Raw genomic sequence first — 25,588 nt, forward strand, 5'->3', positions numbered from 1 at the left:
GGACGGGTCCTGGATGAAGGCTCCGCACGACGGCGCGCCGCCGGCCGACCAGGCCGGCGGCGCCGCCACCACCGACACGGCGGCGACGGTCACCGCACCGGCGGGACGCGGGCGCGGCGAGGGGCTGTCCCCTCCGTCGTGGCTGGCCCTGGTGTTCCTGCTCCCGGCGCTGCTGCTGCTCGGGTTCCTGGTGGTCTACCCGATCGTCTACTCGGTGATCCGCAGCTTCTTCGACGCCTCCGGCGACGGGTTCGTCGGCATCGACAACTACACCGGGGTCTTCAAGGGCCACGACAACCTCGTCGCGGTGCGCAACACCGCGATCTGGGTCGTGGTGGCGCCGACGCTGGTCACCATCATCGGGCTGATGTTCGCCGTGCTGACCGAGCGGGTCCGCTGGGCGACGATGTTCAAGCTCGTGGTGTTCATGCCGATGGCCATCTCGTTCCTGGCCTCCGGCGTGATCTTCCGGCTGGTCTACGAGCAGGACCCCGACAAGGGCGTGGCCAACGCCGCGATGGTCGCCATCCACGACACCTTCAGCGGCGGCGACCAGGTCTACCCCGGCGCCGGGCCGCGCACGACCGCGAACTCGCCCGTCAAGGCCGAGGGCGCCGCCGTGGTGTCGGGCTCGCCGGTGGCTCCCGGGCAGAGCGCGCTCGTCCCGCTGCTGAAGGTCAAGGCCGAGAACGTGCCCAAGGACGCCAGGCCCGCCGCGGCCCCGCCCCGCGCCGGCCCCGGTGAGCTGACCGGGACGGTCTGGTTCGACTTCACCAAGGGCGGCGGCGGCACGCAGAACGCCCCCAACGCGGGCGAGACCGGGCTGCCCGGCGTGAAGGTCGAGGCGCTCCAGGGGACCAAGGTGGTCGGCAAGGCCACCACCGGCCCCGACGGAACCTTCACGATCCGGAAGCTGCCGTCCGGGTCGTTCACCGTCCGGGTGCCCGAGAGCACCTTCACCGCCTCCTACCGGGGCGCGGAGTGGCTGGGCGGCACCCTGATCACCCCCGCGATCATCGGGTCCTACCTGTGGGTGTGGTCCGGGTTCGCGATGGTGCTGATCGCGGCCGGGCTGGCCGCGATCCCGCGCGACGCGCTGGAGGCGGCCCGCGTGGACGGCGCGACCGAGTGGCAGGTGTTCCGGCGGGTGACGATCCCGCTGCTGGCGCCCGTCCTGGCCGTCGTGCTGGTCACGCTGGTGATCAACGTCCTGAAGGTCTTCGACCTGGTCTTCATCATCGGCGGCGGCGAACCCGGCGCCGGTGTGCTGGCGCTGCGGATGTGGACCGAGGCGTTCGGCGGCGGCAACGACCAGGGCGCCGGCAGCGCCATCGCGGTGCTGCTGTTCCTGCTGGTCGTGCCCGCCATGCTGTTCAACGTCCGGCGACTTCGGCAGGAGCGCAAATGAGCACCGAGAAGGAGCCGCGGGAGGCCGGTCCGGCCGGGGCGCCGCGCAGGAGCATGGCGTCGCGGCTGGTCGGCAGGCTGGGCGGCGGCCTGGTCCAGGGCCTGCTGGTCGTCGTGGCGCTGTTCTGGCTGGTGCCGACGTTCGGCCTGCTGGTGGCCTCGCTGCGCTCCAACGAGGACAACAACGCCAGCGGTTGGTGGGAGGCGCTGTCGACCCCGGCGCAGCTGACCGGCAAGTCCTACACCGCGCTGCTGGACAAGCCCGACTTCGTCGACTCCTTCTGGAACACCGTGCTGATCACGGTGCCGTCGACGCTGCTGGTGGTCGTGATCGCCTCGCTGGCCGCCTACGCGTTCGCCTGGCTGGAGTTCCCCGGAAGGGACTGGCTGTTCCTGCTGGTGGTGGCGCTGCTGGTCGTGCCGGTGCAGGTGGCGCTGCTGCCCGTCGCCAAGCTCTACGGCAAGATCGAGTTCGGCGGGTTCCAGATGTTCGGCTCGGTCACCGGCGTGGTGCTGTTCCACGTCGCGTTCGGGCTGCCGTTCGCGATCTTCCTGCTGCGCAACTTCTTCGCCGCGATCCCGCGCGACCTGCTGGAGGCCGCGCGGATGGACGGCGGCTCGGAATGGACGATCTTCCGGCGGGTGGTGTTCCCGCTGGGCGGGCCCGCGATCGCCTCGCTGGGCATCTTCCAGTTCCTGTGGGTGTGGAACGACCTGCTGGTGGCGCTGGTGTTCGCCGACACCGGGTCGCAGCCGATGACCAAGTGGCTCCAGTCGCAGATGCGGCAGTTCACCGGCAACATCGACGTGCTCGCGCCGGGCGCGTTCCTGTCGCTGATCGTCCCGCTGGCGGTGTTCTTCGCCTTCCAGCGCTACTTCGTGCAGGGCGTCCTGGCCGGGTCGGTCAAATAGCGGGACGGACCCGGAGGAAAGCTACGGCCGAGTCCCCGTGTCCACAGGTTGTTCACAATCTGTGGACACGGGGACGCGCTGTGTGATCATTCACCACGGGTCGGGCGTCACTCGGGCTTGCCGGCCGCCTTGGTGATCACGGTGTCGTCCCGGCCCGCCTTGACGGTGCTGACCGGGGTGTCGACGGCGGCCGCGGCGGCGTGGCCGATCGCCAGGCCGCTGGCCGGGTCGAAGAAGTGCAGCCGGGTGGTGTCGACGGCCAGCTCGATGTCCTGGCCGGGACGCACGTGCGAGCGGGCGTTGACGCGCGCGGTCCACAGCGCCTTGTTGTCGGTCAGCGGGATCGCGGCCTCCTCGCCCTCGGCGGCGTCCTCGGCCAGGTCGGCGGTGTCCTTGTGCTCGACCGGCGGCGCGTCGATGGTGAAGATGACGTTGATCTCGCTGCCCAGCTCCTCGGTGACGCTGCTGGTGACCTGGAGCGGCGCCCACTCGGGCTTGGCGTGGGCGGAGTCGTCGAAGTCCGACGGCCGGATCCCCAGGATGATCTTCTGGCCGACGTAGCCGTCCAGGCCCGGACGGTCGCGCAGCACCGAGTCGGGCACCGGGAGGGTGAACCCGGCGAACGAAACCTGGGTGCCGCCGTCGCCGCGGGTCAGCTCGGCGGTGGCGAAGTTCATCGACGGCGAGCCGATGAAGCCCGCCACGAACAGGTTCACCGGGTTGTCGAACAGCCGCTGCGGCGTGTCGACCTGCTGCAGCTTGCCCTCGCGTAGCACGCACACCCGGGTGCCCAGCGTCATGGCCTCGACCTGGTCGTGGGTGACGTAGACGGTGGTGACGCCGAGCCGCTCGTGCAGCTGGCTGAGCGAGGCGCGCATCGACACGCGCAGCTTGGCGTCCAGGTTCGACAGCGGCTCGTCCATCAGGAACGCCTGCGGCTCGCGGACGATCGCGCGCCCCATCGCCACCCGCTGGCGCTGGCCGCCCGACAGCGCGGCGGGCTTGCGCGACAGGTAGGGCTCAAGGCCGAGCATCTTGGCGGCCTCCAGCACCTTGGCCTTGCGCTCCTCCTTGGACACCCCGCGCAGCTTGAGCCCGAACGCCAGGTTCTGCTCCACCGACATGTGCGGGTAGAGCGCGTAGTTCTGGAACACCATCGCGATGTCGCGGTCCTTGGGCGCCAGGTCGTTGACGACCTGCTCCCCGATGGAGATCTTGCCGTCGCTGATCTCCTCCAGGCCCGCGATCATCCGCAGCGCCGTCGACTTGCCGCAGCCCGACGGGCCGACGAGCACCATGAACTCGCCGTCGCGGATCTCCAGGTTCAGCCCGTCCACGGCCTTGACACCGCCGGCGTACACCTTGTCGACGTCGTTGAGCACGATCTTGGCCACCGCAGCCTCCGATGGAAACGTTTCCAATACACCCTGCCCATCTGGGCATTCGTCTTAAGAAGGGAGTAAACATGATGGAAACGTTTCCAACCAATCGGTCGGGTGGAAAGATGACCTTCGACCGCCTGCGCAGGGGAGGACGCCGTGGCAACCAGCCGCCGACCAGCGACGATCAAGGACGTCGCGGCCGCCGCCGGGGTGGGCATCGCGACGGTCTCGCGGGTGTTCTCCGGCACCGGCGCGGTCAGCCCCGCCACCCGCGAGCGCGTCCTGGCCGCCGCCGCCGAGCTGGACTACCGTCCCAGCGCCCTGGGGCGCGGCCTGAAGCTCCGGCGCGGCGGGGGCATAGGGCTGGTGGTCCCCGACGTCACCGACCCCTTCTGCGCCGATCTGATGGCCGGGGTGCTGGCGTGCGCGCGCAGCCTCGGCGAGCCCATCCTGATCGACGAGACCCAGGACGACCCCGTCCGCGAGGCCGGGATCGTCGACACGCTGCTGGGCCGCCGCGTCGAGGGGATCATCGCGCTGCCCTCGGGGGAGGAGGCCCCCTGGAGGTCCGCCGCCGGCGCGGGCTCGGGAGTGGTGTTCGCCGACCGCGTCCTGCCCGGCCTGCCCGAGGTGCCCGCCGTGCTGGCCGACGACCGCGCGGGGGTGCGGGCCCTGACCGAGTACCTGGCGGGCCTGGGCCACCGGCGGGTGGCGTTCCTGGGCGCGTCGGCGCCGGGCGCGCCCGCCGGGGTGCGCGAGCGGGCGTTCCGCGACACCCTGGCCGGGCTCGGCGTCGCCGTGGACGACGACCTGGTCGTCACCGCCCGCCCCGAGCGCGACAGCGCCTACGCCGCGGCCGCCGGGCTGCTGCAGGGCCGCCCCGACGTCACCGCCGTGCTGGCCGCGGGCCACCTGCCCGGCGAGGCCGCCGTCCTGGTCGCCCGCGAGCTCGACCTGAGGGTCCCCGCGGACGTGTCGATCGCGATGGTCGACGACGTCCCCTGGGCCGAGCTGTGCGACCCGCCGCTGACCGCGGTGGCCCGACCCGGCCACGACATCGGCTACCGCGCCTGCGAGCTGCTGATGCGCACCCGCAGCCGCCGCGCCCCCACCGGCCCGCTGCTGCTGGCGACCGAGCTGATCATCCGGGGCAGCTGCGGCAGGCCGCGCGGCGCGCGGGGAGCGGGCCGCCCGTCCTGACCTCGCCGTCCCGAAGGGTGGACGTGATCGTCCTTCGGCCTGCACCGGGGCCGCGGACACGCTAGATTTCCGCCGTGGAGGAGATCGATCGTCAGATCATGGAGCTGCTGGCCGACGACGGCCGGATGAGTTTCACCGATCTGGCCAAGGAGACCGGCCTTTCGGTGTCGGCCGTGCACCAGCGGGTGCGGCGGCTGCAGAAGCGCGGCGTGCTGAAGGGCTTCACGGCCGTGATCGACCACGAGGAGATCGGGCTGCCGCTGACGGCCTTCATCTCGATCAAACCCGTCGACCCCGCCGCGCCTGACGACGCGCCCGAGCGGCTGGCGCATCTGGCGGCGATCGAGGCGTGCCACTCGGTGGCGGGCGAGGAGAACTACATCCTCAAGGTGCGGGTGTCGGCCCCCGGCGAGCTGGAGGACCTCCTGCAGAAGATCCGCGCCGCCGCCAACGTCGCCACCCGCACCACCGTCGTGCTGAGCACCCCCTGGGAGGGGCGCCGCCCCTCCCTGTGACGAGGAGGGCCCCTACAGCGGGACGGCGCCCGAGGTGGGGAAGCCGCCGGTGTCGTAGGGGGCGAACGCCTGCAGGGCCTCGCGGGCCAGGTACATGGTGTCCCAGGGGTCGGCCGCCGGGCCGGTCAGGTCGGGGTCGAAGTTCAGGTCGATGAACAGCTCGGTGACGCCCTGTGCCTCCAGCATCTGGAAGTCGCCGCGGATCTGGTCGTAGGTGCCGGTCAGCGGGCGGCGCTGACCGGGGCCGCCGGCCGAGCCGTCCAGCCGCACCCGCACCGCGCCCCGGCACACGAAGCGCAGCTGCGAGGAGTCGCGCCCGGCCTTCTCGGCCGACTCGCGGACGATGTCGATGGCGCGGCCGATCTGCGCCAGGTCGGCCTGGCTGGAGCTGATCCAGCCCGAGGCCAGCCGCCCGGCGCGGCGCAGCGCGGGCTCGGAGGTGCCGCCCAGCAGCAGCGGCGGCTCGGGCGACTGCAGCGGCTTGGGGTCGAAGCGCACCGGCGGGATGTCGTAGAACTCGCCGTGGAACTCGCTGACCTCGTCGTGCCAGAGCGTGCGCAGCGCCGCCAGGTACTCCTCGGCGCGGGCGCCGCGGCGGCGCATCGACACGCCGCTGGCGGCGAACTCCTCGGGCATCCAGCCCAGGCCGAGCCCGAGGTCGAGACGCCCGCCCGAGACGTGGTCGAGCGTGGCGGCCTGCTTGGCCAGCAGCGGCGGCGGCACGAACGGCATGTTGACGATCGCCACGCCCAGCCGCACGCGGCTGGTCACCCCGGCCAGGTAGGCCAGCGTCACCAGCGGGTCGGGGACGTTGCGGTACGTCGGGTCGCCGGAGGCCGCCGGGTTGACCAGGCGCTGGAGCGTCCAGATGGAGTGGTAGCCGAGCTGCTCGGCCTGCTCGGCGATCAGCACCTGGTTGGCCGGGGTGGCCCAGCCCCCAGACACGGGTACGGCGAACCCGATGAGCACGGCGTTTCCTCCTCTGTCGTCGATGATGCGGTGACCCTATCCCGCACCGCCCGCACCTTACAGCGTCAAGGCCCGCGCCCTGAGCGAAGTTGGTCAGGGATCACCCGGATCGTCCCGTGGATTCCGGTCTTGCGACGGTTAGGCTGGCGGAATCGACGGTCCGGGACACGGGAGGTTGCGGTGCGGCGTCCAGCGGAGATCGCCCAGGTGGTCAAGCCGAGGCTGCGCGGGTGGCTGCACGCCGGGACCTTCCCCCTCGCGCTGGTCGCGGGCATGGTGCTGGTCGCGCTCGGCCCGACCGTCGCCGCCCGGCTGTGCGCGCTGGTGTACGCGCTGACCTCCACGCTGCTGTTCGGCGTCTCGGCCGCCTACCACCGCGGCCGCTGGTCCGAGGGCGTGGCCGACTGGCTGCGCCGCTTCGACCACGCCAACATCTACCTGATCATCGCGGGCACCTACACGCCGTTCGCCTACCTCATCCTGGACGGCGGCGCCCGCGTTCTGGTGCTGTCGGTGGTGTGGGGCGGCGCGATCGCCGGGGTGCTGTTCCGCGTCCTGTGGGTCAGGGCGCCGCGCTGGCTCTACACCGCGCTCTACATCGGCCTGGGCTGGGTCGCGGCGTTCTTCGTCCCGCAGTTCATCGACGGCACCGGCTGGGTGGTGGCGTCCCTGGTCGCGCTGGGCGGCGTCCTGTACAGCGCCGGCGGCCTGGTGTACGGGCTGCGGCGCCCCAACCCGTCCCCGCGCTGGTTCGGGTTCCACGAGGTCTTCCACAGCCTCACCGTGGCCGCGTACGTGCTGCAGTACATCGCGGTCTCGTTCGTCATCTACCGCGCGGGCGCCGTGTAGAACGCGCCGCGCAGCGTGGCGTAGGCGGCGTCGGGGGCGTTCAGGTGGTCCAGGCCCAGCAGCGCGGCGCCGAGGATCGGCGGTGCCCCGGGCACCAGCAGGCGGGCCTGGGGGGCCTTGGCGGCGAAATGGTCGGCGACGCGGGTCATCAGCACCGGGCGCCGCGCCGCCAGGACGCCGCCGCCCAGCACGACCTCGGCGGGGGAGCCGAGCATGCCCAGGCGGCGCAGCGCGACCGTGCCCAGCAGCGCGACCTCCTCGGCCAGCCGCGCGGTCAGCGACAGCGCGACGGCGTCGCCGTCGTCGGCGGCGTCCAGCAGCAGCGGCGCCAGGTCCTTCAGCCGCCCCTCGCCGATCTCGCCCCGGTGCAGGGCCAGGCCCGCGTCCAGGGCCGTGGCGACGCCGAAGTGCGCCGCGATCGCGGCCGACAGCCGCGTGGCGGGGCCGCGGCCGTCCTCGGCGCGCACGGCGTGCCACAGCGCCGCGCGGCCCAGCTCGCCGCCGCCGCCCCAGTCTCCGGTGTAGGAGCCCAGGGACGGGAAGCGCGCGGTGGTACCGCCAGGGCCGACGCCCGCGCAATTGATGCCCGCGCCGCACACCACCGCCACCCCCAGGCCCGAGGCGGCGGCGCTGCGCAGCAGCGCGAAGGTGTCGTTGCCGACGGTGACCGAGGGCGCGATCCCCTGCGCCAGCAGGGTCTTGCGCAGGCGTTCCTCCTCGTCGGGCAGGTCGGCGTTGGCGGTGTAGGCGGCCAGGTGCGCCACGTCGCCGGGCGCGGCCCCGGCCCGCGCCAGGACCTCGGCCAGCAGCCCGGCCAGGGCGTCGACGGCGCCGGGCAGGCCGACCTCCCACGGGCGGAACCCGCCGCCGCGCGCGGTCGCCAGCAGGGTGCCGTCGGTGGAGACGGCGGCCACGTCGGACTTGCTGTTGCCGCCGTCCAGGGCGAGCAGGACGTGCGGCATCAGGCGGCCCACGGCAGGTGGGCGCGGTTGGCGGTGATCAGCGCGCGGGCGAGCCGGTCGGCCAGGTCGGCCTGGCCGACCAGCGGGTGCGCCAGCAGCGCCCGCGAGACGCGCCCGGCGCCGCCGCGCAGGGCGGCGTCCAGGGCGAGCTCCTCGTAAGCCGACACGTGCGCGATCAGCCCCGCGTACAGGGGCTCGACGGGCGCGACGGGCAGCGGCTCGGGGCCGTCCCGGGTGATCCGCGCGGGCGCCTCGATGACGGCGTCCGGCGGCAGGAACGGCAGCGTGGCGCCGTTGCGGGCGTTGACGACCTGGACGTCGCCGTCGCCGCCGAGCAGGGACGCCGCCAGCGCGACGGCGGCCTCGGAGTAGAACGCGCCGCCGCGCTCCTCCAGCCGGGCGGGCTTGGTGTCCAGGCCGGGGTCGGCGTACTCGGCGAGCAGGTCGCGTTCGAGGGCGGCGACGGTGTCGGCGCGCGAGGGGCTCTGCCGCTGCTCGTCGACGACCTGGTCGTGGGCGTAGAAGTACCGCAGGTAGTAGGAGGGGATCGCGCCGAGGCCGCGCAGCAGCGCGGCGGGGAGCCCGACCTCCTCGGCCAGGGCGTGCAGGTGCGCCTCCAGCAGGCGGGGGAGCGCCTCGCGTCCGTCCACGCGCACCGAGCGGGTCCAGGTGAGGTGGTTGAGGCCGATGTGGTCGGCCTCGACGGCGTCGGGTGCGACGTCCAGCAGCGCGGCGAAGCGGCGCCGGAAGGTGATGGCGACGTTGCACAGCCCGGCGGCGCGGTGGCCGCCGTCCAGCAGCGCGCGGGTGACGATGCCGACCGGGTTGGTGAAGTTGACGATCCACGCGCCGGGGGCGCGGCGCGCGACGCGGTCGGCGATGTCCAGCACGACCGGGACGGTCCGCAGCGCCTTGGCCAGGCCGCCCGCGCCGGTGGTCTCCTGCCCGACGCAGCCGCAGGCCAGCGGGAGCGTCTCGTCCAGGTGGCGCGCGGCCTGCCCGCCGACGCGCAGCTGCAGCAGCACCACCGAGGCGCCGTCGACGCCCGCGTCCAGGTCGGCGGTGGTGGTGACCAGCGCGGGATGCCCGGCCCGGGTCAGCATCCGCCGGGCCAGGCCGCCGACCAGGGCCAGGCGCTCCCGGTCGGGGTCGACCAGGGCGAGCTCGGCGACGGGCAGGGACGCGCGCAGCCGCGCGATCCCGTCGACCAGCTCGGGCGTGTAGGTGGAACCGCCTCCGACGACGACGAGTTTCATCCCTTGACTCCCGTCAGTGTGATGCCCTGGATGAAGACGCGCTGGGCGAGGAAGAACACGATGATCACGGGCAGGGTGGTGAGCAGCGCGGCGGCCATGGTGAGGTTCCATTCGACGTTGTGCGCGGCGCGGAAGGTGGCGATGCCCACCGCCAGCGGCCACGCGTCGGGTTTGGCGTAGACCAGGGGCCCGTAGTAGTCGTTCCAGCAGTAGAAGAACTGGAACAGCGCGACGGCGGCCAGCGCGGGCCGCGCCATCGGCAGGATCACCCGCGTCATGGTGGTGAACTCGCCGCAGCCGTCCACGCGGGCGGCGTCGGCGTAGTCCTTGGGGATCGTCATCAGGAACTGGCGCAGCAGGAAGATGGAGAACGCGTCGCCGAACAGCAGCGGCAGGATCAGCGGCCACAGGGTGCCGGTCAGGTCGAGGCGGGCCCACACGATGTAGAGGGGCACGACGGTGATCTGCGGCGGCAGCATCATCGCGGTGATGACCATGACGAACGCCAGCTTGCGGCCGCGGAAGCGGAACCGCGCAAGCGCGTAGGCCACCGGGACGCTGGAGACCAGCATGAACACCGTGCCCAGGCCCGCGTACAGCAGGCTGTTGCCCAGCCAGCGCAGCATGTCGCCCGTCATGACCTCGGCGAAGTTGCCCCAATGCCAGGTGGTGGGCCACAGGTCGCCGCTGAGGGTCTGCTCGTTCGACATCACGGCCGTCAGGAACATGAACGTCAGCGGCGCCAGGAACATCACCGCCAGCGCGATGGCGACGCAGTGGGTGGCGACCCACATCAGGAAGGCGCGCGAGCGGGGGTTCACGTGGCCTCCCCGTCGGCGAACGCGTGGAACTGGCGCAGCAGCACCAGCGTGAACAGCATGGCGATGACGAACAGCAGCAGCGCCAGGACGCAGGCGTAGCCCATGTTGAACTGCCGGAACCCCTCGTCGTAGATCCACTGCGGGTACGTCAGCGTCGAGCCGCCCGGGTAGCCGGGCGCGGTCTGGGTGCCGGGCTGGTCGCTCTGCCCGGCGGCGACCTTGCCCGCGACCATGGCCTGGGTGAAGTACTGCAGCGTCTGGATGACGCCGGTGACGGCCGCGAACGCCAGTACGGGCGAGATGGTCGGCAGCGTGATGTGGCGGAAGCGCTGCCAGGGCCCGGCGCCGTCGAGCTCGGCGGCCTCGTAGAGCTGGCGCGGGACGTCCAGGACGGCGGCCAGCAGGATCACCATGACGTCGCCGACGGCCCACAGCCCCAGCAGCGTCAGGCCCGGTTTGCTCCATTCGGGCTCGTTGAACCAGTCGGGCAGCGACAGCCCGACGCTGTCGGCGATCGAGGTCACCGGGCCGGTGCCGGGGTTGAGGACGAACACGAACGCGACGGTCGCGGCGACGGGCGGCACCAGGTAGGGCAGGTAGAACAGCGACCGGAACACGCCGCCGCCGCGCTTGAGGTGGGTGAGCAGCTGCGCGACGCCGAGCCCGAACAGCACCCGCAGCGGCACCATCACCGCCACCAGCCACAGGGTGTTGCGCAGCGACCGCCACGCGTCCTCGTCCTCGAACAGGAACCGGTAGTTGGTGAGCCCGACCCACTCCAGGGTGAACAGGTCGTAGCGGGTGAAGGAGAAGTACACCGTGGCCAGCAGCGGGTACAGGAAGAACATCGTCAGCCCGACCAGCCAGGGCGACAGGAACGCCAGGATCCGCAGGCGGTGGCGGCGGCGGGCGCGCGACCCGGCCGCGCGCCGCCTCCCGATCCGCACGGCGGTGGCCGCGGTCATCCGCCCGCCAGGTCGAGCGACTTGTCGATCTTGACGTCGAGGTCGCGCAGGCCCTTGTCGAGGTCCTTGACCTTGCCGGGCTCCCACTGGTCCTGGGCGAACTGCTGGAACTTGACCATGTAGTCGCCGCCGTTGGGGCTGGACGGGCTGGTGGTGGTCGCGGGGTGCTTGAACACGCCGAGGAACGTGCCGAACTGGGCGGGCAGCCGCAGCTTGGGCGAGGCCAGGGCCGGCAGGGTGCTGGGGACGTTGCCGAGGGCGTTGGCGAGGGTGACCAGGGCGTCGGTGTCGGTGGTGAGGTACCGGACGAACTCCCAGGCGGCCTGGTTGTGCTTGGCGCCGCGCGGGATGCCCATGATGGTGCCGAGGGTGAACCCGCCGCCGTACAGCTGCGGCTTGTCGTCGGCGACGGGGGCGGGCGCGGTGCCGTAATCCAGGCCGGGCGCCTCCTTCTCGATGAACTTGGTGCGCCACTCGCCGTCGACGGCCATGGCGACCTTGTCCTTCTGGAAGGGGTTGGACGCCTCGAACTCCTGGCCCATGGTCTTCATGAACGCGCGGGCCTTGTCGTAGCCGTACCAGTCGAGCAGGTCCTTGACCCATTTCAGGTACGCCTTGAACGCGGGGTCCTTGGAGAAGTTGGCGCGGCCGTCGGGGGTGAGCCACTTGACGCCGAAGCTGGTGGCGATGTGCTGCGGGGTGTGCTCGTAGTACTGCACCGAGGGCATGAACCCGGCGACCTTGATGCTGCCGTCGGGGTTGCGGACGGTGAGTTTCTTGGCCAGCTCGGCCAGCTCGCTCATGGTCTTGGGCGGGGCGTGGCCCTTCATGAGCTTCTTGTTGTAGTAGAGGCCGTAGGCGTCGGCGAGGACGGGCAGGGCGCAGCGCTTGCCCTTGAACTGGGTGTAGTCCTGGACGGCCTTGGGGAACAGGCCGAGGTCGACCTTGTCGCGCTTGATGCGGGGGGTGAGCTCCTGCCAGGCGCCGCTCTGGCAGAACTGGCCGAGGTTGTCGGTGGTGAAGGAGGCGACGACGTCGGGCGGGTTGCCGCCGCGGATGGCGTTGGTGATCTGGTCGTCGGTCTGGTTCCCGGTGACCTTGACGGTGATGTTGGGATGCTTCCTGCGGAAGCCGTCGACGGCCTGCTCGAAGCCCTTCACCTCGTGGTCGGCGCTCCAGCCGTGCCACACCTGGATCGTCTGTTTCTCCCCGGCTCCCGGGCCGGAGTCGGAGGATTCGCTCTTGCCGGCCGTGCAGGCGGCGGGGACGAGGCCGACGATCGCGGCGGCGGTGACCGCGGCGATCCGGCGCGGTATCGGACGGAACGGCCGCCGGGGGGTGTGGGGGGTCGTCCCCCCGCACAGGCGCGGTGTGGTGGTGGTGCGCACTCCGGTTCTCCTTCGGTGGAGGGCGGCCCGGGGACGGCCGCCGTGGCTCAGGGAGTGGTGCTGGAGAACACCGCGTCGCGGGTCTCCCGGAGGCCCTGCCGCAGCGCCCCGGCCAGGACGGGGTTGCCCTGGACGGAGCTGAGCAGGACCGGGGGGCGGGGAATCGACATCGAGTGCAGTTCGCGTTCCACGCGCGCGCGCAGCGGCTCGCCGCCCGCGCGCAGGACGTCGCCGGTGAGCACGATGTGCCCGGGGTCGACGACGGCGGTGACGGTGGCCAGGGTCGAGCCGAGCCGGGTCGCCAGCTCGGTCAGCGCCGCCCCGGCCGGCGCCGAGCCCTCGGCGTCGGCGGCCCGGCCCAGCGCGGTGGCGGCGTCGCGTCCGCGGAACCCGTGGGTCCGCATCAGCTTCAGCACCGCCGCTCCGCCGATGAGGCTGTGCACGCCGCCGGTGTGGGTGCGGCGCACGTCGCGCATCAGCGGGGCGCCGACGGCGGGCATGTAGCCGATCTCGCCCGCGCCGCCGGTGGCGCCCCGGTGCGGCACGCCGCCCAGGACCAGCGCCATGCCGACGCCGTCGGCCACCCATAGCAGGACGAAGTCGCCCCCGCCGCCGTCCTCGCCCTCGGCGAGCGCGGCGAGGTTGACGTCGTTCTCGACGGCGACGGGCAGGCCGAGGCCGTCCGCCAGCGTCGCGACCAGGCCGGGGATGTGCCAGCCGGGGATGTGCGCGGCGTAGCCGAGGCGTCCGGTGCCCGGGTCGACCGCGCCCTGGATGCCGATGACGGCGCGGTTCAGGCCGCCGCGCGCCAGCCCGGCCGCGGCGGCCGCGCCGTCGAGGGCGGCCCCGGCGCGGGCGACCGCGTCGACGCCGGACCGGCCCGGGGTGGGCAGCTCGAACTCGCCCACCACCGTCCCGGCCAGGTCGGCCACGCTGGCCCTGATCCGGGCGGGCGTGACGTCCAGGCCGGCGACGTGCGCGGCGGAGGCGTCCAGCCGGTACAGCTCGGCCGTGCGGCCGGGCAGGCCCTCGCGCACCCCGTCCCGGACGACCAGGCCGGCCTCCACCAGCCGCGCGAGCAGCTGCGAGGCGGTCGGCTTGGAGACCCCGATCAGGTCGGTCAGGCGCGGCCGGGTCAGCGGCCCGTGCGCCAGCAGCGCCTCCAGGGCCGCCCGGTCGTTGATCGCCCTCAGCACGCTGGGGGTCCCGGGAACGGGAACGGACACCGCCACCTCGCTCGCTCGAAGAACACTCGATCCGAGTTAGGAAGGTTTCCTAACTTGGAGAGAAAAGTAAGGACTCTTAACGAATCCGTCAAGGGGTGCGGCGGAATCCGCCCGTCCGGAACCGGAAGGGGCGCTCAGCGGGAGGGCGTCAGGGGGCGGCGACGATGAAGCTGGAGTTGCCGAAGCCGATCTCGTCGCCGGGACGGACGCGGGCCGGGCCGGTCAGCCGCCAGCCGTTGACGCGGGTGCCGTTCATGGAGCCCAGATCGGAGATCATCCAGCACTCGTCGGCGCGGTAGATCTCGGCGTGGAAGCGCGAGACCGTCAGGTCGGTGAGGATGAACTGGCACCCGGGGGCGCGGCCGACCACGATGCGGGTCAGGTTCGCCGGGGGCAGCATGAAGCGCGGCAGCCGGGGCGCCCGCCACGCGGCCTCGATGCGCGCGGTGGCGTGCGAGACGGAGGAGATCAGCCCGGTCAGCCGGCCGACGACCCGGTTGGTCGGCGGCAGGTCGTGGACGATCTCGTCGAGCTCGGAGCGGTTGCGGGCCCGCAGCACCTGGTCGACGCGCCGCTCGAACGTCTCGTGCGACATCCGGCCCTCGGCCACCCGGTCACCGAGCGCGCGCAGCACACGGTCGCGCTCGGTGTCGGACGCTCTCACGGGATATGAGGGCTGACCGTCCATAGCTGTGAGTATCCAAGCCCTGTCGTCGTCTTGTCCAGAAGAACACCGTTCACGGCGGCCGATGATCATTGTCACCGATGCCCCGCGATGTTCGACGCCCGGGGGCCGCCGGAAGTTCGGCCGCGGCGCCGACCGCGCCCGCCGCCCCGGACGGCCCAGACGCACCGTCCTCACGGAGCGTACCGACCACCCGGGGGACGCACCCGGAGCCGCCCGGGGCAAGCCCCCGAGCCGCCGGAAGGACGGCCCCGGAGCCGTGGTGCGGATGGCCCCCCGAACTGCCGTGCGGGCGGCCCTCCGAGGCGCTGTATGGACGCTCCCCGAGGCGCCGTGCGGACGGTTCCGCGCCGCCGTGCGGGCGGCCCTCCCGTGCCGTCGTGCGGACGGCCCCGAGCCGTGGTGCGGATGGCCCCCCGAACTGCCGTGCGGGCGGCCCCCCGAGCCGCCGTGCGGGCGGCCCCCGAGGCGCTGTGTGTGGACGCCTCCCCGAGCCGCCGTGCGGGCGGCCCCCGAGGCGCTGTGTGTGGACGCCTCCCCGTGCCGCCGTGCGGACGGCCCCCGAGCCGTGGTGCGGATGGCCCCCGAGCCGTGGTGCGGATGGCCCCCGAGCCGTGGTGCGGATGGCCCCCCGAGGCGCTGTGTGGACGGCCCTCCCGTGCCGCCGTGCGGACGGCCCCGAGCCCGTCGTGCGGACGGCCCCGAATCGTCGCGGGAGCCGTTGTCACCCGCGCGCGGGCTGGCGGAAAAGGCGTTGAGGTCGGTGTGGGCGCCGTGGTCTCCTGGGGTCGCCAGGGCGCGCCCGGTGCGCAGGCGGCGGTTACTTCCACTTCAAATGGGGTCCAGTGCGGGTTCGAGTCCCGCTCCCGGCCGGAAGGCCGGGGTAGCCCAATCGGCAGAGGCGCCACTCGTACCGCGGCCGACTCGATCTCGGGCGCGCTCTGGGGGTCAGCGGGAGAGCAGGTCCCGCGCGATGTGGGTGATCTGGATCTCGTCGGTGCCGGCGTAGATCTGGAACGACTTGGCGTCGCGGGCCAGCTGCTCGACGCGGAACTCGGCCATGTAGCCGTTGCCGCCGAACAGCTGCACCGCCTCGGCGGCGACCTCCGAGGCCGCCCGCGCGGAGTACAGCTTCATCGCCGACGCCTCGGCCAGGGTGGGGGTGCGCCCGGCCCGCTGCATCTCGATGTGGCGGAACACCAGGTTCTGGACGTTGAGGCGGGCGACCTCCATGGTGGCCAGCTTGAGCTGGATCAGCTGGAAGTCGCCGATGCGCTGCCCCCACAGCTCGCGGGTCTTGGCGTACTCCACCGACAGCTTCAGGCACTCCTCGATGACGCCGAGGGACATCGCGGCGACGCCGGCGCGTTCGGTGACGAAGTTCTGCCGGGCCGACTCCTTGCCGCCGCCGGACCCGGCGGCCAGCAGCCGGTCCCGGCCCGCCCGCACGTCGGACAGGAACAGCTCGCCGGTGGGGGAGGAGTGCAGGCCCATCTTGCGCAGCGGCTTGGACTGCTCCAGGCCGGGCATGCCGCGGTCGAGGACGAAGGTGAGGATCTCGCGGTCGCGCGGCTCGCGGCCGTCGTCGAGCTTGCAATAGAAGACGATGGTGTCGGCGTGCGGGCCGTTGGTGATGAAGGTCTTGCTCCCGTTGAGGACGTAGTCGTCGCCGTCGCGGCGGGCGGTGGCCTGCATGCCGCCGAACGCGTCCGAGCCCGAGCCGGGCTCGGTGATCGCCCAGGCGCCGACCTTTTCCATGGTGAGCAGGTCCAGGGCCCAGCGGCGGCGCTGCTCGGGGGTGCCCCGCTTCATGATCGTCCCGGCGGCGAGGCCGAGGCTGACGCCCATGGCCGAGACCAGGCCGGGGGAGACCTTGCACAGCTCGATCACCGGGATGAGGCTCATGGCCGGGTTGCCGCGCCCGGGACCGTCGCCGCCGCCCTCGCCGTCGGCGTTCTCGGCGCGGGCCTCGAAGGAGGAGCGGGCCAGCTCGTCCATGCCGAAGGTGGTGAACAGGCCGCGGATCAGGTCATAGGGCGGCAGCTCGCCGGAGTCGAGGGCGTCGAGCCGGGGACGGACCTCGGCGTCGATCCAGCCGCGCACCGCGTCGCGGATCATCAGGTCCTCGTCCGACCATTCGATCATGTTCGTCCTCGCTTCTGGCCTTTACCCGGGTGGGTTTCCCATCCAAGCAGAGGCCAAAAGCGAGCACTTACCAGGGGCCGGTCCCGGCTACTTGTCGAAGGAGACGACGTCGGCCAGCACGCCGCCCTCGTCGGTCAGGCGGCCCGGGGACGGGCTGTCGTAGACCACCAGCAGGCGCGTGCCCACGCCCTCGGTCTCGTCGAGCACCGCGATGCCCTCGGCGTGGTCGTCGCCCTCGCCGTAGGGCAGGTCGCCGATCTCCAGCAGCTCCTCGCCGGGCACCACGTCGGGGGAGTCGACCTTGGCGGCGCCGCGCCAGCGCACGACGCGGACGGGGCCGTCCAGGTCCATGCTGGGTCCGGTGAGGATCAGCAGGTCGTCGCCGTCGGGGCACAGGTCGCGGATGCCCAGGCCGCCCAGGTCGAGGAAGTGGCTGCGGTACAGCGCCTTGCCGTCGACGGGCTTGAGCGTGAGCCGGTGCGGGTCGTCGGGGTCGGTGACGGGGTGGATCTCGATCAGGACGGCCCAGCCGCGCAGCACCGGGCCGCGCAGACCGATGTAGAGGCGGTCGCCGTGGGCGGCGACGCCCTCGACGTCGATGCCGTTGTCCTTGCTGGGGATGGGCAGGAACGCCGCCAGGTGCGGGTCGTCGGCCAGCAGGTCGGTGATGGAGTCGCCGCGGCCGCCCAGGACGGCGGCGGTGCGCTCGCCGTCCTCGCGCACGACCTCGGGCAGGCCGTCGGCGCCGGTGACGATGGGCAGCCGCGCCAGGATGAAGCGGTTCTCCTCGCGCACGATGGTGGCCAGGCGCTTGCGCGACTTGGCGTCGGACTGGCCCGCCTTGATCTTCTTGCGCTTGAGGCTGTGCGAGCCGATCGCCCAGAGCCACCCGTCGGTGCGCGACAGGCCCTCGATGTCGGCCTCCTCCTCGGGACCGGCGGGCAGCTCGACCAGGTCGGCCAACCGCACGGTGAGCTCGTCGCCGTAGGCGGTGACGCGCCCGGCGTCGTCGGTGGTGGCGGTGAGCCGCTCGATGGTGGCGGTCTCGTCGCCGGCCACCCACAGGCAGCGGCCGTCCTGGCGTACGGCGGACAGGTTGGTGTGCGTCTCGGCTTCCCGGCTGTCGTGCCCGAAGCGCAGTTCGACCCGGCGTTCCACAATCATCTGGCGATCGTCCCACAGAAATGGACGAACCGGGGCACCCGTCTGCCCAGGTCAGCGTTGATCTTTAATTGATCTACAATGTAAAGGCGCCGGGCTCAGACGTCCCAGACGACGTCCAGGCACGGCGGCTTGCGGAAGACCAGCCCCTGCGGCTCGGCCGCCGCGTCCGGCGCCAGGCGCAGGCCGGGCAGGCGGGACAGCAGCGCCTCCAGGGCGGTGCGGGCCTCCATCCGGGCCAGGTGGGCGCCGAAGCAGAAGTGCGGCCCGTGCGCGAAGGCCAGGTGGTCGGAGACGCCGGCGCGGCGGGGGTCGAAGCGGTCGGGGTCGGGGAAGACGGCCGGGTCGCGGTTGGCGCCCGCGATCGAGACCCGCACCAGGTCGCCCGCGCGGACGGGCGCGCCGCCCAGGTCGGTGTCGCGGGTGGCGTAGCGGTCCACGACCGACGCCGAGGGCTCCAGCCGCAGCGACTCCTCGATCGCCGCGTCCAGCAGGTCGGCGCCGACGGGCTCGGGGTGCCCGAGGACGTGCAGCGCCGCGTTGGTGATCATGCCTTCGGTGGTGTCGATGCCGCCGAACATCAGCACGGCGGCGTTGGAGACGATCTCGGCGGTGCTCAGGCCCTCGTCCTGGCGGGCGGCCTCGGCCAGCAGCGACGCGCCGCCCGGCGCGGTGATGGCGCGTTCCACCGAGGCGCGGAGCCGGTCGTAGGCGGCGGCGGTCTCCTCGGGCGCGTCGCCTCCGGCGGTGATCCGCGAGACGGCCGTGACGAACGACTCGTACCAGGACCGGACGGCGGCGGCGTCGACGCCCTCAAGGCCGAGGGCCTCGGCGACGACGGCGACCGCGAGCGGCCCGGCGAGCTCGGAGCGCAGCTCGGCGCGTCCGGCCGGGGCCAGCGCGGCGACCAGGCGGTCGACCTCGTCGCGGACGAACGCGGTGAAGCGGGCGCGGACGGGGGCGGGACGGAAGGGCCGCGCGAACGGCTCGCGGTGGCGGGTGTGGGCGCGGCCGTCCAGCGACAGCATGCTCGCGCCGACGACCCGCGCGGTGGAGAAGCGCGGGTCGTCCACGGTGAACGCGGCGGCGTCGCGCATGACGCGCAGCGCCAGGGCGTGCGAGGTGACCAGCCAGCCGTCCAGCACGGGCAGCCAGGACACCGGCTCGCGGTCGCGCAGGCGGGCCAGGACGGGGTGCGGCCCGGTCTCCAGCTCGGCGAGCGTGACGCGCGCGCCGAGCGGGAACCGGGCCGTGAGGTCGGACGTCATCCCCGCAAACTACGCCCGAAGGCGGGCTGGTCAGGACGCGGGGCGCTCGCGCCACCAGTCCCGACCGGCCTCGGGCAGGGTGTAGATCGGGTCGTAGTACTCGTAGCGGCGGTTGAGCGCCTCGGGGTCGGCGGCCTCGATGCCGGTGCGGTAGTTCTTGGTCCAGTAGGAGATGCCGCGCTCGCGGTCGTAGTCCGACAGCTGGTGCACCCAGCGCTTGCCGACGTAGGGGACGTCGCACACGATGCGCGGGGTGGCGAAGCCGGGCAGGTAGCCCATGATGGCGTGCTGGAGCTCCTGCGCCTCCCAGACCGCCAGCCGCCAGTGCTCGGCGTCGGGGATCATGTCGCACATGTAGAGGTAGTAGGGCAGGATCCCGGCCTCGTCCAGCAGCGCGAACGACAGGTCCAGCAGCTGGTCGGGGGAGTCGTTGACGCCGCGCAGCAGCACGCCCTGGTTGCGGACGTCGCGGATGCCGGTGTCGAGCATGGCGCGGGCGGCCCTGGCCACCAGCGGGGTGACCGAGCGGGCGGCGTTGACGTGGGTGTGGATGGCGATCTGCACGCCGCGTCCGTTGGCCTTGGTGGCCAGGCGCTCCATCCCGGCGCGGACCTCGTCCTGGAGCCAGTGCTGGGGCAGGCCCATCAGGGCCTTGGTGGCCAGGCGGATGTCGCGGATGTTGTCGACGTCCAGCAGGGAGTCGACGAACGACTCCAGGCGGGCCCAGGGCATGTTGGCCACGTCGCCGCCGGAGACCACCACGTCGCGGACGCCGGGGGTGTGGCGCAGGTACTCCAGCATGGCTTCGTGCCGGTCGGTGGGCTTGATGGTGAACTTGTGCTTGTCCACCGCGGGGGTGGAGTTGCCGACCAGGTCCATGCGGGTGCAGTGCCCGCAGTACTGCGGGCAGGTGGGCAGCAGCTCGGCCAAAACCTTGGTGGGGTAGCGGTGCGTGAGTCCCTCCACGGCCCACATCTCGGCCTCGTGCAGGGAGTCACGGGCGGAGTAGGGGTGCGAGGGCCAGTCGTCGCGGCGGTCGCTCAGCACGGGGATCATGTAGCGGCGCACGGGGTCGGCGTAGAAGGCCTCGGTGGAGGAGGTGTCCATCGTGTTGAGCATCTGCGGCGTCACCAGCATCGACATGGTGGCGCGCTCGGCCTGGTCGCGCTCCAGGTCGGCGTAGAACGTCTCGTCGATCAGGTCGCCGAGCACCTGGCGCAGCTGCCGGAGGTTCTTGACGCAGTGGGAGCGCTGCCACTGGGCCGATTCCCATTCCGCGGTGGTGATGTCGCGCCAGCCGGCCAGGCGGGTCCAGTCCGGCTCTTCCAGGGGGCGGCGCCGGTAGGCGTACGGCTGGCCGTCGGCGGTGACGGGGCGGCCGGTGGTGCCCGGCTCGTCGTGCAGGGCAGTGGTCATCGTCGACCCCTCCTCGCGGAACGGATGAGAGCGTAAAAGTCTTGTATATGACTGACGTTACGGGAAGACTTCCACGAGAACTAGTGTTGCCCCGTACATCTTGCGGGGCGAGTTTCCGTGATGGAGGGTCCTGAGGATGAGCGAGCGGCGTACCGGAGCGCAGACGGCTACCGCGGTGGGGCTGCACCGCGTCGTGGACCCGCCGGGCGTCCTGCCCCAGGCGGCGCGCCGCTTGGACCCCTCGCCCCGGATCGGGCCCGGTGAGGTGCGGGTCCGCGTCGAACGCCTCAACCTGGACGCCGCGTCCTTCCGGCAGTTGCACGACAAGCACGGCGGCGACCCCGACGCCATCCGCCGCGAGGTCGCGGGGATCATCGACGAGCGCGGCAAGATGCACAACCCGGTCACCGGCTCGGGCGGGATGCTCGTCGGCGTCGTGGAGGAAGTCGGTCCCGAGTCGCCGCTGGGCCTCAAGCCCGGCGACCGCGTCGCGACCCTGGTCTCCCTCACCCTGACCCCGCTGGCGATCACCGACGGCCTGGCGGGCTGGGACGGCCGCTCCGAGCAGGTCCCCGCCCAGGGCCACGCCATCCTGTTCGCCCGCTCTATCGCCGCCGTCCTGCCCGACGACATGCCCGTCCCGCTGGCCCTGTCGGTCATGGACGTGTGCGGCGCGCCCGCCCTGACCCACCGCGTGGTCGCCGCCCGGAACGCCCCCACCGTCGCGGTGCTGGGCGCGGCGGGCAAGAGCGGCTCGCTGTCGCTGGCGGCCGCCCGCCGCGCCGGGGCCGCGCGCACCATCGGGCTGGTCCCCACCGCCGAGGAGCACCAGCGCCTGGAGGCCAGCGGACTGGCCGACGTCGTGGTCCGCGCCGACGCCCGCGACCCGGTCGCCGTCGCCGAGGCGATCGGCGAGCCCGCCGACGTCACCGTCGTGTGCGTGGACGTCCCCGGCTGCGAGCACGGCGCGATCCTGGCGACCGCGCCCGGCGGCACCGTGGTGTTCTTCTCGATGGCCACCTCCTTCCCCGCCGCCGCCCTGGGCGCCGAGGGACTGGCGGCCGACGTCACCATGCTCGTCGGCAACGGCTACGTCCCCGGGCACGCCGAGATGGCCCTGGACCTGGTGCGATCGGTACCGCAGGTTCGCGCCCTGTTCACCGCGCGTGGTCACGCCGATTAGGCACAATGGTCGGCACCGCCCGGAACAGGCGGGGTCACGGCCGACGATTGCGAGGAGAACTCCCTGATGGCGAGCATCACCCGGTCACTGCGCGAGCGGGACCCCAAGGCCCGGCAGGACCAGATCGTGGACGTCCTGGTCGACGCCTTCAGCGACCTCATGGAGCGCAGCCCCGCCGAGTTCCGCCGCCGCTTCCGCAAGATGGCCTCGGACCCGTTCGCCTTCTACCGCGGCAGCGCCTGCCTGTTCTACGCCGACATCATCGACGACGAGGACCCCTGGGCCGACGAGCGCACCGCGCGCGTCTGGATCCAGGGCGACCTGCACGCCCAGAACTTCGGCACCTACATGAACGACGACGGCGTGTTCGTCTTCGACGTCAACGACTTCGACGAGGCCTACGTCGGGCACTTCACCTGGGACGTCAAGCGGCTGGTGGCCAGCCTGGCGCTGCTGGCGTGGAGCAAGGCCATCTCCGACTCCGACATCCGGCGCCTGATCGAGACCTACGTGCGCGCCTATGTCGACCAGGTCCGCCGCTTCGCCGCCCACGGCGACGACCACGAGTTCGCGCTGACGCTCGACACCGCCGACGGCTACGTCCGGGGCGTCCTGATCGACGCGCTGACCTCCACCCGCATCGGCCTGCTGGAGGGCAAGACGCTGGTGGAGCGGCACGAGCGCCGCTTCCGCGACCGCCCGGGCGTGCGCCGCCTCGACGACGCCGAGCGCGCCAAGGTCGAGGCCGCCTACGAGGCGTACCTGCAGACGATCCCGCAGGACAAGCGGTTCTCCGGCCTCACCTACCAGGTCAAGGACATCGTCGGCGCGTCCGGCTTCGGCATCGGCTCGGCGGGCCTGTCGGCCTACAACATCCTGGTCGAGGGCCACTCCCAGGCCCTGGAGAACGACGTCATCCTGTCGATGAAGCAGGGCAACGTCGCCGCGCCCAGCCGCGTCGTCGACGACGCCCGCATCCGCGAGTACTTCCGCCACCACGGCCACCGCACCGCCGTCTCGCGCCGCGCGCTGCAGGCCAACGCCGACCCCTGGCTCGGCCACACCGAGATCGACGGCGTCGGCTACGTCGTCCAGGAACTGTCGCCCTACGAGGCCGACCTGGACTGGTCGGGCCTGACCGAGCCCGACGAGATGGCCGCGATCCTGGACGACCTCGGCCGCGCCACCGCCAAGGTCCACTGCGTGTCCGACCGCGACTCCGACCACACCCTGGTCGACTTCCAGGTCGAGGACGCCATCGACGCGGTCATCGGCACCGACGAGTCCGCGTTCGTCGAGGACATGGTCGCCTTCGGCACCGAGTACGCCGAAATCGTCCGGTCCGACCATGCCTTGTTCGTCAACGCCTTCCGCAACGGCGGTATCCCCGGCCTGTAATCTGCGTCCCCGGGGGCGGTGCCGACCCGCCCCCGGGCTCCACGGGAGGGCCGATGTCGCTGGAACTGGTCGACCGCCACGTCGACGCCTTCAACCACGGGGTCGGCACGGGCGACTTCGCGCCCATGGTGGCCCTGTTCGCCCCGGACGCCGTCCTGGTCTTCGACGGCGTCCCCGCCGGCCCCTTCGAGGGCCGCGACGCCATCGCCGCCGCCTACCGCGAGCAGCCCCCCGACGACACCATCCGCCTCCTCGGCGTCCGCGCCGAGAACGACACCTTCGTCGCCGAATACGCCTGGGACCGCTCCCCGTCCGCCCTGGCGGGCGAACTGACCTACCACCTCCAAGGCCCCGCCATCACCCGCCTCACCATCGCCTACTACCGCGACTGAACCCGGCCCCCGAAGCCACCGACCCGGCCCGCGCCTCGGACACCGCGAGCGTGATTGAGGCGAGCGTGAGCGCGATGGACCCCGCGGCCGTGTTCGTGGACGTCCTCGCCTTGAGGCCCGGCCGACGGACGTTTCCTTGGGTGTCCGGCGGTGGCCCCTTCGTGGACCGGGCGCCTTGATCTGGCGTCCGGGGGTTGTGCGGACGCCGGGGCGGGAGCGGGTCAGCCGAGGGCGTCGATGAAGCGCAGGGCTTCGGGTTCGGTCATGCCCGTCTCGGCGCGGACGAGGGCGATGGCGGAGCGGTAGTCCTCGGCTCCGCGCAGGACGCGGACGCGGTCGGCGAGCGGGGCCGGGCGCAGGTGGGCGCGTTCGCGGCGCAGGGCGTCGACGTAGTGCTTGGCGTCCTTGAGGGAGAGGCCGGTGGTCTCGACGACCTCCTTGACCGCCTGGATGCGCTTGCCGTCGGCGATGAAGCCCAGGAGGCGTGGGGTGGGCGGTCCGCCGGGGTGGCGGTCGATGATCTGGCGGTCGCGGACCGACTCCACGTGCTCCTTGGCGTGCCGCAGCGTCATGGCGGTGGTCTCGCGGACGATCCGCACCGCCTGGACGATCCTGCCCTGGGCGGCGAGCTCGGCGACTCGCGCGGCGGCGTCCGGGGGGACGGTGAGGGTGGCGGGCCTTGCCTTGCGCACGATGGCTCCCCGGATCCGCTGCGGCCGTCGGTCGCCAGGATCATAACCGTGCCGGGCGTGGCGCAGCGGCCACGCGGGGGCGTGGCCGCTGTGTGGCCGGCGGGTGCGCGCCGGGGCGGGTCAGGAGCGCTAGGCGTTGGCTTCGGTGGTGTCGTCCACGGGGGCGTCGGCGGCGTTGCGGCGCACCGAGTCGACGCCGTTCAGCGCGCTGGCCTTGGTCTTGTATCCCTCGCTGACCGCGATCGTCTCGCCGTTGCCCGCCTTGAGGGCGAAGCGGTACTCGCCACGCTTGTCCTTGGTGATCACGAACTTGCCTGCCATTGGAACCCCCTGTCGACCTTCGTGGTCTCCGGTTACCCGCAGAGAAGGTTCCGTAACACGCCCAATGCGAACTTTTGGCCGATTCGTGGGGGCGCCGGGACGCCGGTCAGCGGGCGAAGGCGACGGCGGTGCCGGCGCTGATGGCCACGGCCAGGACGGCGATGACCAGCGTGGTGCCCATGGGGTTGCGGCGGGGCGGGAGTTCGGCGGCGGAGTGCTCGCGCGGTTCGGGCGGGCGGGTGGCCGGTGGCGGCGCGGGAGTGGGACGGGGGGCGGTGGTGCGGGGTGGACGGGGTGCGGGCGCGGGTGTGGGGCGTGGGGCGATTGGGGCCTGGGCGGTCGGTTTGGGCGGCGCCGGGGTCGGGGGTGGAGTCGGTTTGGGCGGAGTTGGTTTCGGTGGGGTGGGTTTCGGAGGCGTGGGTTTGGGCGGGGGAGTGGGTTTGGGAGGGGTGGGCTTGGGGGGTGGGGTCGGTTTCGGTGGGGGTGTGGGTTTGGGGGGCGGGGTCGGCTTGGGCGGGGGCGGGCAGCCTTTGCCGATCTGGACGATGACGATGCCGCCGATGGTGATGCAGATCGATCCGCCCGAGTGGATGATCACTCCGGTGCCGCCCGCGTGGACGCCGATGCCGTCGCCGTCCCGGCCGGTGACGCCGTTTCCCTGGTGGACGGTCGCTCCGGCGGCGGCGGAGCGGGTGCCCGCGCCGCCGCGGGCCAGGGTGACCGCGCTGTGGCGGGTGGCGGTGCGTGCCTTCGCGGTGGCGGTGCCGGCGCCCGTGGCGGCGCCGGTGCGGACGCCCGCGCCGCTGGAGCCGATGCCGAGGCTGTCGCCGCCCACGTTGATGCCGGAGGTGGCGGAGGTGAGGCCCAGGGCGCCGGTGCTCGCCTCGGCGGTGGCGGTGCCGATGTGGACGCCCTGCTCGCCCACGATGACGTGGTCGCCTCCGGAGGTGACGACCACGCCGGAGGGGGTGACGGTGACGCCGTCGCGGGTCGGGGGCGGGTCGGCCGTCGCGGAGCCCGTGGGGAGGAGCAGGGTGCCCGCCAGGAGGAGGGGGGCGGCCAGGACGGGGCGCAC

At 72.7% G+C, this 25,588-nt stretch carries 24 protein-coding genes; 8 read left to right on the forward strand and 16 right to left on the reverse strand.

Annotated elements, in window-relative coordinates:
• Positions 1-13 precede the first annotated feature (13 nt).
• Together ACQPY4_RS20005 and ACQPY4_RS20010 are read left to right on the forward strand one after the other, a co-directional pair.
• Positions 14-1,408 carry an ABC transporter permease subunit gene (locus ACQPY4_RS20005; RefSeq protein ID WP_433338533.1) on the forward strand — a complete coding sequence of 465 codons (1,395 nt, stop codon included), beginning with the start codon at positions 14-16 and terminating at the stop codon, positions 1,406-1,408.
• The gene (locus ACQPY4_RS20010) at positions 1,405-2,319 is read left to right on the forward strand and encodes a carbohydrate ABC transporter permease (protein WP_433338535.1); all 915 of its coding nucleotides are present in this window, start codon (positions 1,405-1,407) and stop codon (positions 2,317-2,319) included. Before ACQPY4_RS20005 ends, ACQPY4_RS20010 begins: the two co-directional genes overlap by 4 nt.
• A 107-nt stretch (positions 2,320-2,426) precedes the next feature.
• On the opposite strand, the gene ACQPY4_RS20015 is transcribed toward ACQPY4_RS20010, so the two are convergent.
• Positions 2,427-3,713 (reverse strand): ABC transporter ATP-binding protein, encoded by a 1,287-nt coding sequence (locus tag ACQPY4_RS20015; RefSeq protein ID WP_433338537.1) that lies wholly within the window; start codon positions 3,711-3,713, stop codon positions 2,427-2,429.
• A gap of 144 nt (positions 3,714-3,857) precedes the next feature.
• Between ACQPY4_RS20015 and ACQPY4_RS20020 the strand changes: the two genes are divergently transcribed.
• Positions 3,858-4,901 (forward strand): LacI family DNA-binding transcriptional regulator, encoded by a 1,044-nt coding sequence (locus ACQPY4_RS20020; RefSeq protein ID WP_433338539.1) that lies wholly within the window; start codon positions 3,858-3,860, stop codon positions 4,899-4,901.
• Between the two features lie 74 nt (positions 4,902-4,975).
• Positions 4,976-5,416 (forward strand): Lrp/AsnC family transcriptional regulator, encoded by a 441-nt coding sequence (locus ACQPY4_RS20025; RefSeq protein ID WP_433338541.1) that lies wholly within the window; start codon positions 4,976-4,978, stop codon positions 5,414-5,416.
• A gap of 12 nt (positions 5,417-5,428) precedes the next feature.
• Here ACQPY4_RS20025 and ACQPY4_RS20030 read toward each other — a convergent pair whose 3' ends face one another.
• The gene (locus ACQPY4_RS20030) at positions 5,429-6,385 is read right to left on the reverse strand and encodes a TIGR03619 family F420-dependent LLM class oxidoreductase (RefSeq protein WP_433338543.1); all 957 of its coding nucleotides are present in this window, start codon (positions 6,383-6,385) and stop codon (positions 5,429-5,431) included.
• A 180-nt stretch (positions 6,386-6,565) separates the two neighbouring features.
• On the opposite strand from ACQPY4_RS20030, the gene trhA reads away from it, so the two are divergent.
• Positions 6,566-7,234 carry a PAQR family membrane homeostasis protein TrhA gene (trhA, locus tag ACQPY4_RS20035; protein WP_433338545.1) on the forward strand — a complete coding sequence of 223 codons (669 nt, stop codon included), beginning with the start codon at positions 6,566-6,568 and terminating at the stop codon, positions 7,232-7,234.
• Here trhA and ACQPY4_RS20040 read toward each other — a convergent pair.
• From ACQPY4_RS20040 to ACQPY4_RS20090, 11 genes are all read right to left on the reverse strand, one after another.
• Complete coding sequence (locus tag ACQPY4_RS20040) at positions 7,213-8,196, reverse strand: N-acetylglucosamine kinase (protein WP_433338547.1); 984 nt, start codon at positions 8,194-8,196, stop codon at positions 7,213-7,215. The genes trhA and ACQPY4_RS20040 overlap by 22 nt on opposite strands.
• Positions 8,196-9,452, reverse strand: a complete 1,257-nt coding sequence (locus ACQPY4_RS20045) for a 6-phospho-beta-glucosidase (RefSeq protein ID WP_433338549.1) — start codon at positions 9,450-9,452, stop codon at positions 8,196-8,198. Before ACQPY4_RS20045 ends, ACQPY4_RS20040 begins: the two co-directional genes overlap by 1 nt.
• The gene (locus tag ACQPY4_RS20050) at positions 9,449-10,273 is read right to left on the reverse strand and encodes a carbohydrate ABC transporter permease (protein WP_433338551.1); all 825 of its coding nucleotides are present in this window, start codon (positions 10,271-10,273) and stop codon (positions 9,449-9,451) included. The genes ACQPY4_RS20045 and ACQPY4_RS20050 overlap by 4 nt, the downstream gene beginning before the upstream one ends.
• Entirely contained in the window at positions 10,270-11,238 is a 969-nt protein-coding gene (locus tag ACQPY4_RS20055; protein ID WP_433338553.1) for a carbohydrate ABC transporter permease, read from the reverse strand. The genes ACQPY4_RS20050 and ACQPY4_RS20055 overlap by 4 nt, the downstream gene beginning before the upstream one ends.
• The gene (locus tag ACQPY4_RS20060) at positions 11,235-12,626 is read right to left on the reverse strand and encodes an ABC transporter substrate-binding protein (RefSeq protein WP_433338555.1); all 1,392 of its coding nucleotides are present in this window, start codon (positions 12,624-12,626) and stop codon (positions 11,235-11,237) included. Before ACQPY4_RS20060 ends, ACQPY4_RS20055 begins: the two co-directional genes overlap by 4 nt.
• A gap of 47 nt (positions 12,627-12,673) precedes the next feature.
• Positions 12,674-13,852: an ROK family protein gene (locus tag ACQPY4_RS20065; RefSeq protein ID WP_433338557.1), complete on the reverse strand. Its 1,179-nt coding sequence runs from the start codon at positions 13,850-13,852 to the stop codon at positions 12,674-12,676.
• A 148-nt stretch (positions 13,853-14,000) separates the two neighbouring features.
• On the reverse strand, positions 14,001-14,516 hold the full coding sequence (locus ACQPY4_RS20070; RefSeq protein WP_433338559.1) for a DUF1707 domain-containing protein: 516 nt from the start codon (positions 14,514-14,516) through the stop codon (positions 14,001-14,003).
• A 969-nt stretch (positions 14,517-15,485) separates the two neighbouring features.
• Entirely contained in the window at positions 15,486-16,682 is a 1,197-nt protein-coding gene (locus ACQPY4_RS20075; RefSeq protein ID WP_433338561.1) for an acyl-CoA dehydrogenase family protein, read from the reverse strand.
• Positions 16,683-16,769: 87 nt separating this feature from the next.
• Positions 16,770-17,846, reverse strand: coding sequence for a DUF3616 domain-containing protein (locus ACQPY4_RS20080; RefSeq protein ID WP_433338563.1), 1,077 nt, complete (start codon positions 17,844-17,846; stop codon positions 16,770-16,772).
• A gap of 95 nt (positions 17,847-17,941) precedes the next feature.
• Entirely contained in the window at positions 17,942-19,111 is a 1,170-nt protein-coding gene (locus ACQPY4_RS20085; protein ID WP_433338565.1) for a cytochrome P450, read from the reverse strand.
• Between the two features lie 30 nt (positions 19,112-19,141).
• A complete protein-coding gene (locus tag ACQPY4_RS20090; protein ID WP_433338567.1) occupies positions 19,142-20,527 on the reverse strand; it encodes a KamA family radical SAM protein in 1,386 nt (461 codons plus the stop codon).
• Between the two features lie 136 nt (positions 20,528-20,663).
• Here ACQPY4_RS20090 and ACQPY4_RS20095 point away from each other — a divergent pair, with 136 nt between their 5' ends.
• The 3 genes from ACQPY4_RS20095 to ACQPY4_RS20105 all read left to right on the forward strand — a co-directional run bounded on the left by ACQPY4_RS20095 (position 20,664) and on the right by ACQPY4_RS20105 (position 23,500).
• The gene (locus ACQPY4_RS20095) at positions 20,664-21,710 is read left to right on the forward strand and encodes an L-erythro-3,5-diaminohexanoate dehydrogenase (RefSeq protein WP_433338569.1); all 1,047 of its coding nucleotides are present in this window, start codon (positions 20,664-20,666) and stop codon (positions 21,708-21,710) included.
• Positions 21,711-21,776: 66 nt separating this feature from the next.
• On the forward strand, positions 21,777-23,108 hold the full coding sequence (locus ACQPY4_RS20100) for a DUF2252 domain-containing protein (RefSeq protein ID WP_433338571.1): 1,332 nt from the start codon (positions 21,777-21,779) through the stop codon (positions 23,106-23,108).
• 53 nt (positions 23,109-23,161) lie between these two features.
• Complete coding sequence (locus ACQPY4_RS20105) at positions 23,162-23,500, forward strand: nuclear transport factor 2 family protein (protein ID WP_433338573.1); 339 nt, start codon at positions 23,162-23,164, stop codon at positions 23,498-23,500.
• 221 nt (positions 23,501-23,721) lie between these two features.
• Here the strand turns inward: ACQPY4_RS20105 and ACQPY4_RS20110 are convergent, their stop codons facing one another.
• The 3 genes from ACQPY4_RS20110 to ACQPY4_RS20120 all read right to left on the reverse strand — a co-directional run bounded on the left by ACQPY4_RS20110 (position 23,722) and on the right by ACQPY4_RS20120 (position 25,588).
• A complete protein-coding gene (locus ACQPY4_RS20110; RefSeq protein ID WP_433338575.1) occupies positions 23,722-24,192 on the reverse strand; it encodes a hypothetical protein in 471 nt (156 codons plus the stop codon).
• A 129-nt stretch (positions 24,193-24,321) separates the two neighbouring features.
• Complete coding sequence (locus ACQPY4_RS20115) at positions 24,322-24,513, reverse strand: YegP family protein (protein WP_433338577.1); 192 nt, start codon at positions 24,511-24,513, stop codon at positions 24,322-24,324.
• Positions 24,514-24,619: 106 nt separating this feature from the next.
• Positions 24,620-25,588 (reverse strand): hypothetical protein, encoded by a 969-nt coding sequence (locus ACQPY4_RS20120; protein WP_433338579.1) that lies wholly within the window; start codon positions 25,586-25,588, stop codon positions 24,620-24,622.

Origin of the sequence: Spirillospora sp. CA-294931, assembly GCF_050946795.1 — a bacterium.
Taxonomy (GTDB): domain Bacteria; phylum Actinomycetota; class Actinomycetes; order Streptosporangiales; family Streptosporangiaceae; genus Spirillospora.

Excerpts from the sequence above, each read along its gene's own strand:
- ACQPY4_RS20010 (WP_433338535.1), top strand. The coding sequence starts at position 1,405 with ATGAGCACCGAGAAGGAGCCGCGGGAGGCCGGTCCGGCCGGGGCGCCG.
- ACQPY4_RS20095 (WP_433338569.1), top strand. The coding sequence starts at position 20,664 with ATGAGCGAGCGGCGTACCGGAGCGCAGACGGCTACCGCGGTGGGGCTG.
- ACQPY4_RS20045 (WP_433338549.1), bottom strand. The coding sequence starts at position 9,452 with ATGAAACTCGTCGTCGTCGGAGGCGGTTCCACCTACACGCCCGAGCTG.
- ACQPY4_RS20075 (WP_433338561.1), bottom strand. The coding sequence starts at position 16,682 with ATGATCGAATGGTCGGACGAGGACCTGATGATCCGCGACGCGGTGCGC.
- ACQPY4_RS20115 (WP_433338577.1), bottom strand. The coding sequence starts at position 24,513 with ATGGCAGGCAAGTTCGTGATCACCAAGGACAAGCGTGGCGAGTACCGC.
- ACQPY4_RS20055 (WP_433338553.1), bottom strand. The coding sequence starts at position 11,238 with ATGACCGCGGCCACCGCCGTGCGGATCGGGAGGCGGCGCGCGGCCGGG.
- ACQPY4_RS20040 (WP_433338547.1), bottom strand. The coding sequence starts at position 8,196 with ATGCCGCACGTCCTGCTCGCCCTGGACGGCGGCAACAGCAAGTCCGAC.
- ACQPY4_RS20080 (WP_433338563.1), bottom strand. The coding sequence starts at position 17,846 with ATGATTGTGGAACGCCGGGTCGAACTGCGCTTCGGGCACGACAGCCGG.
- ACQPY4_RS20105 (WP_433338573.1), top strand. The coding sequence starts at position 23,162 with ATGTCGCTGGAACTGGTCGACCGCCACGTCGACGCCTTCAACCACGGG.
- ACQPY4_RS20005 (WP_433338533.1), top strand. The coding sequence starts at position 14 with ATGAAGGCTCCGCACGACGGCGCGCCGCCGGCCGACCAGGCCGGCGGC.
- ACQPY4_RS20090 (WP_433338567.1), bottom strand. The coding sequence starts at position 20,527 with ATGACCACTGCCCTGCACGACGAGCCGGGCACCACCGGCCGCCCCGTC.
- ACQPY4_RS20085 (WP_433338565.1), bottom strand. The coding sequence starts at position 19,111 with ATGACGTCCGACCTCACGGCCCGGTTCCCGCTCGGCGCGCGCGTCACG.
- ACQPY4_RS20100 (WP_433338571.1), top strand. The coding sequence starts at position 21,777 with ATGGCGAGCATCACCCGGTCACTGCGCGAGCGGGACCCCAAGGCCCGG.